Genomic DNA, 5,103 nt, shown 5'->3' on the forward strand with positions numbered 1-5,103 from the left:
GTGTGCCTGACCTGTCCGTGCCGCCGGGGCCCGGCGTCCCGGACGGCCTCGTCGTTCCCGTCGCCGACCTGACCGAGCGGTTCGCCCGCGCCTCCGGCCCGGGCGGCCAAGGGGTGAACACCACCGACTCGCGCGTGCAACTGTCCCTCGATCTGGCGTCCACCAGCGCCATCACCGAGGCCCAGCGCGCCCGGCTGCTCAAACGCCTCGCGGGGCGCCTGGCGGGCACCGTGCTCACGATCGACGCCAGCGAGCATCGCTCCCAGCATCTCAATCGCACCGCGGCCCGCAGCCGGATGGCGATGATGCTCCGCGCCGCTCTCGCCCCGCCACCGCCCGCCCGCAAGGCCACCCGCCCCTCCCGCGGCGCGGTGGAGCGCCGGCTCGCCGCCAAGCGGCGGCGTTCCGAGGTGAAGGCGCGCCGGGGGCGTCCGGACGCCGACTGACGGCTACCGTGGCGGCAGACCCACCCGGAGAGGACCGACCCGTGTTCGCGCTGTCCGACGGACGCTCCGCCGCTGCCCATCCGGACGCCGTCGTCGCCGGCGACACGTGGCGGTTCACGGTGTTGAGCCCGCGTCTCCTCCGCCTCGAGTGGGACGCCGAGGGTCGCTTCGTCGACGAACGGACCCCGCTCGTCGACGACCGCGCCTTCGAGCCCGCCGCCTTCACCATCCGCACTCTCGACCAGGGCGTCGAGATCACCACGAGCCACCTGCGCCTGCGGTACACGGGCGGCCCGTTCACCGGCTCCAGCCTCGCGATCACCCTGCTGACCGGCGGCACCGACCCCCACTACACGACCTGGCGGTACGGCGACGCCTACCCGCAGGACCCGCCCCTGCGCGGCAACCTGCAGGGCACGGCCCGCACCCTCGACGAGGTCGACGGCGCCTGCCCCCTCGAACCCGGCCTGCTCGCCACCTACGGGTTCTCGGTGCTCGACGACTCCACCTCGGTCGTCCTCACGGCCGACGGGTGGGTCGGCCCCCGCCCGAGCCTCGGCTCGGCCGCCACGCCGCCGGCCCGCGACCTCTACTTCTTCGGCCACGGCCGCGACTATGCGGCGGCCCTCGCCGACTACCACCATCTCACCGGGCCTACGCCCCTCGTCCCCCGCGCGATCCTCGGCAACTGGTGGTCCCGGTACTGGCGCTACTCGGCGGCCGAATACCTCGGTCTCATGGACCATTTCGCCGCACGTCGCCTCCCCTTCTCGGTCGCGGTCATCGACATGGACTGGCACCTCGTCGACGTCGACCCGGAGATCGGCACGGGCTGGACCGGCTACACCTGGAACCGCGACCTGTTCCCCGACCCGCCCTCCTTCCTCTCGAACCTGCACGACCGCGGCCTCCTCGTCACGCTCAACGTCCACCCGGCCGACGGGGTCCGTCGCCACGAGGACGGCTACCGCCTCGTCGCGGAAGCCCTCGGTCTCGACCCGGACGCCGGCGCCCCCATCGAGTTCGACGTCACCGACCGCGCCTTCGTCGACGCCTACCTCACCCACCTGCATCACCCGCGCGAGGCGGAAGGCGTCGACTTCTGGTGGCTCGACTGGCAGTCCGGCGGCACGACCCGCCTTTCCGGCCTCGACCCCCTCTGGATGCTCAACCACATCCACTACACGGACGCCGCCCGTTCCGGACGGCGGCCCCTCACGTTCAGCCGCTACGCCGGCCCGGGCAGCCACCGCTACCCCATCGGCTTCTCCGGCGACACCATCACCACCTGGGCTTCCCTCGACTTCCAGCCCTTCTTCACCGCTACCGCCGCCAACATCGGCTACGGCTGGTGGAGCCACGACATCGGCGGCCACATGCACGGGATCCGCAGCGCCGAACTGGCGGTGCGCTGGCTGCAGCTCGGCGTCTTCTCCCCCGTCAACCGCCTCCATGCCGGCAACAGCCCGTTCGCCGGCAAGGAGCCCCACACGTACGGCCCGCGCGCCGAGGCGATCATGGACGCCTTCCTCCGCCTCCGCCATCGCCTCGTCCCCTACCTGTACACCGCCGCCTGGACGGCGCACACCGACCACAAAGCGCTCGTACGGCCCCTGTACCACGAGCATCCGTTCGTCGGAGAGGCCTACTCCGTGCCGAACGAGGCCCTGTTCGGCGAGCATCTCCTGCTCGTGCCGGTCACCACCCCCGAGGACCCCCGCACGCACCTCGCCCACGTGGACGCATGGCTTCCCCCGGGCGACTGGATCGACCTGTTCACCGGCCACCGCTACGCCGGCGGTCGTCGGCTGCGGCTCCACCGTCCGCTGGGGCAGTACCCCGTGCTGGGCCGGGCCGGCGGCGTCCTGCCCCTGCAGGCCGACCCGCTGGCCCCGGTCGGGGTCAGCCCGGACGCGCTCGAACTCCGCGTGCTGCCCGGCACCGCCACGTCGCACCTCGCGGAGGACGACGCCCGCGGCGTCCCCACCCTCGCCGACCGCCGCCTGATGACCTTCACCCAGCGCCTCGACGTGCACGACGACGGCAGCGCCGAGCTCGTCCTCACCGCTCACCCCGCCGAGGGTCCACCCCACGGCCCACGCCACGTGACGGTCGAGGTCGCCGGCGTCGCGGCCGTGGCGTGGCTCGAACTGTTGGTGGGCGGACAGCGCCACGGGCTCCCGGACGCCGCCGGTGCGCCGCAGGCCGACGAACTGCTCGCCCCGTCGTTCCGCGTCGAACTCGGGACGATCGATCTCGACGCCGGGTTCACCTTGTGCCTCCACGGCGCCCGGCCACACCGGCGGGACACCGCAGCGGACGCGTTCGCCGTGCTCGCGGCTGCCGAGATCGAGATGGACGCCAAGGAGTCGGCCTGGCGCGCCGTCCGCGCCCATCACGGGCTGCAACTGGCCGAGGCGTTGGCGACCGTCGCAATCGACGACCACCTGCGCACGGCGCTCGTCGAGCTCGCGTCAGCGGGCGCCGTCTGGTGAGGACGCCGCCCGCACGCCGGTCACGGCCCCCATCCGCCGCGCCTGCCACGTGCCCAGTGCGACGAGCCCGATGGCGACCAGGGCACCCGCACCGATGGCCACCGATGGCGGCTGGCCGAAGAGGCGCGCCCAGGCGATGCCCGCGAAGCCCCATGCGAACCCGAACGCCGCCGGGATCGACCCGCCCGTCCGGAACGCCACCCGCAGCGCCACCATGGCCCCCAGGGCGAGCACCCCGAGGCCGATGACCGTCTCGAGGCTGCCGAACCCGATGTGGACACTGCGCAGCGTGGCCGCCACCATGGCGATCGCAGCCACGGCCGTCCACCCCAGGCACACCCCGAAGGTGGCGTCGACGCACAGCCACGCGACGCCGCGCCGGCGGGGGGCGTCCGGGGCGGTCACGGCGTCCATCAAGCGGGCGAGGGAGATCGTCATGCCGAACAACAGCAGCACACCGGCCCACAGCCAGCCGTGCTGCGTGATCATGATCCAGCCGCCGGCGATGATCATCGACCAGCCTGCGTACCAGCCGACGGTCCGGTTCACCGGATTCACGCGCTGCGCCGGCAGCCACTGCCAAACCGTGTACGCGACGAAGCCGAGGTAGAAGGCCCGCCACACCAGGAACGACCACTGCGCGGGTGCCAGCAGGGTCGAGTCGGGCGCGAACACCCCGCCGCCCACCTGGTCGACCGGCACGCCGAGCAGCCCGAGCCCGACGAGGGCCGCCACCAGACAGAAGATGAGGGCGAGGGTCACGAACGCCTGGCGCTCCCGATCCTCGACGTGGAGCGCACGGGGGTTCGCCGGTGGGGTCACGAAGCACCTCCTCGTGCGAAGGATATCGGGCGCGGCGAGGCGCCCGGCCCGACCGGCTCAGCGTGCGGTACAAACGGGACATGCAGGCACTCTCGGGTGACCAGGTGCTCGGGAGCTTCGTGAACGCCACGCCCGCGGAGGCCGAACGGCTCGAACTCCCGTGGTGGTTCGACGCCGCCCTGTGGGACAGCCTCGACTATCTCGGCTGGACCGATCCGGACGCCCCCGAACGCGGCTACCTCGTCGCCGACACCTCGTTCGGCGTTGTCGGAGCCGTGTTGCGCCTGCCGAAGCGGCGCCCTCAGGGACGCCGCGCCCTCTGCAATCTGTGCTGGACGCAACACCCCGGCCAGGGCGCTCTCCTCATGGTCGCCCGCAGGGCTGGCAAGGCGGGGCTGAACCACAACACGGTCGGCACGTACATCTGCGCCGATCTGGCTTGCTCCCTCTACGTGCGCGGACTGCGCCGTTCGCTCGGCGGAGGCGCCATGCCCGAAACCATCACGGTGGGCGTCCGCGTGCAGAGACTGCAGGACAACCTCGAAGACTTCCTCGGGCGCATCCTCGTAGACTGACGGCACCCCGAACAGCGTTTTCCTGGAGAGGAGGTTGAGGATGAAGAAGATCGCCACGCTGGTCGTCACGATGACCGTCGCCATGACGGGCCTGGTTGGGGTGACCACCGACCCCACTAGCCTTCCCCCGTGGGTGTGCCGCATCATGCCGATCCTGTGCGACAAGAACGTCTGATCCACCGCGACGAGAACGAGCCGGACGCCTGAGGCGTCCGGCTCGTGTCGTTCGGCGTCAGCGATGGCGACCGGGGGTCGCGGAGCCGCGTCTGTTCTGGGGGGATAGAACAGCCAACGACAGCCCCGCGACCAACCCGGCCAGTGCGCCCACGGCCCCGTAGGTCCGGGCATCACCGACCAAGATACCGACGAAGGCGCCCACTGCGATCCCGGCCACGACCGCTATGACCACGATGAGATCGGGGGCGCCACTCACCGGCTGATCCAGGTCAGTGCGGGGGGTGGACACGACACCGAGCCTAGACAGTTGAGAGGTTCGAGAACATCGGGCAAAGGTGCAGGTCGAGGCGGCACCTAAGTACCAATCGTGCCGCCCACGGGGCCGTGTCACACTGAGCGCATGCCCGACGAGCCGCGACGACGCCCCCGGGTACCCCAGTGGATCTCGCGGCTCGGCAGCGGCGGCGTGGCCGAGGCACTCGTGGCGCTCCTCCTCCTGATCTTGTCGATCGCCGCCGGCGACCAGCCCGTCCCCACACCCCAACTGCTCATCGACGTGGCGGTGGCGCTCTTCGCGGGGTCGTCGGG

General features: G+C 71.9%; 6 protein-coding genes. 5 read left to right on the top strand and 1 reads right to left on the bottom strand.

Annotated features, from left to right (window positions below; all coding sequences use genetic code 11):
• Window positions 1-2 precede the first annotated feature (2 nt).
• Complete coding sequence (arfB, locus tag Q1K57_RS09910) at window positions 3-446, top strand: alternative ribosome rescue aminoacyl-tRNA hydrolase ArfB (RefSeq protein ID WP_300081767.1); 444 nt, start codon at window positions 3-5, stop codon at window positions 444-446.
• A 41-nt stretch (window positions 447-487) separates the two neighbouring features.
• Window positions 488-2,941, top strand: a complete 2,454-nt coding sequence (locus Q1K57_RS09915; protein ID WP_300081769.1) for a glycoside hydrolase family 31 protein — start codon at window positions 488-490, stop codon at window positions 2,939-2,941.
• Here Q1K57_RS09915 and Q1K57_RS09920 read toward each other — a convergent pair.
• Window positions 2,921-3,763, bottom strand: coding sequence for a hypothetical protein (locus Q1K57_RS09920; protein ID WP_300081772.1), 843 nt, complete (start codon window positions 3,761-3,763; stop codon window positions 2,921-2,923). The two genes, Q1K57_RS09915 and Q1K57_RS09920, sit on opposite strands and share 21 nt — an antisense overlap.
• A gap of 80 nt (window positions 3,764-3,843) precedes the next feature.
• Here Q1K57_RS09920 and Q1K57_RS09925 point away from each other — a divergent pair, with 80 nt between their 5' ends.
• The 3 genes from Q1K57_RS09925 to Q1K57_RS09935 form a co-directional block, all read left to right on the top strand.
• Window positions 3,844-4,338 carry an FBP domain-containing protein gene (locus tag Q1K57_RS09925; RefSeq protein ID WP_300081775.1) on the top strand — a complete coding sequence of 165 codons (495 nt, stop codon included), beginning with the start codon at window positions 3,844-3,846 and terminating at the stop codon, window positions 4,336-4,338.
• A gap of 40 nt (window positions 4,339-4,378) precedes the next feature.
• A complete protein-coding gene (locus Q1K57_RS09930) occupies window positions 4,379-4,513 on the top strand; it encodes a hypothetical protein (protein ID WP_300081778.1) in 135 nt (44 codons plus the stop codon).
• Between the two features lie 402 nt (window positions 4,514-4,915).
• On the top strand, window positions 4,916-5,103 hold a 188-nt coding region (locus Q1K57_RS09935), incomplete at its 3' end, for a hypothetical protein (protein WP_300081781.1).

It is taken from the genome of Propioniciclava sp., assembly GCF_029977985.1.
In the GTDB taxonomy this organism is placed as follows: Bacteria; Actinomycetota; Actinomycetes; order Propionibacteriales; family Propionibacteriaceae; genus Propioniciclava.

What these genes read in the sequence shown, in the direction of transcription:
- Q1K57_RS09925 (WP_300081775.1), top strand. Translation starts at nt 3,844, where the DNA reads ATGCAGGCACTCTCGGGTGACCAGGTGCTCGGGAGCTTCGTGAACGCC.
- Q1K57_RS09930 (WP_300081778.1), top strand. Translation starts at nt 4,379, where the DNA reads ATGAAGAAGATCGCCACGCTGGTCGTCACGATGACCGTCGCCATGACG.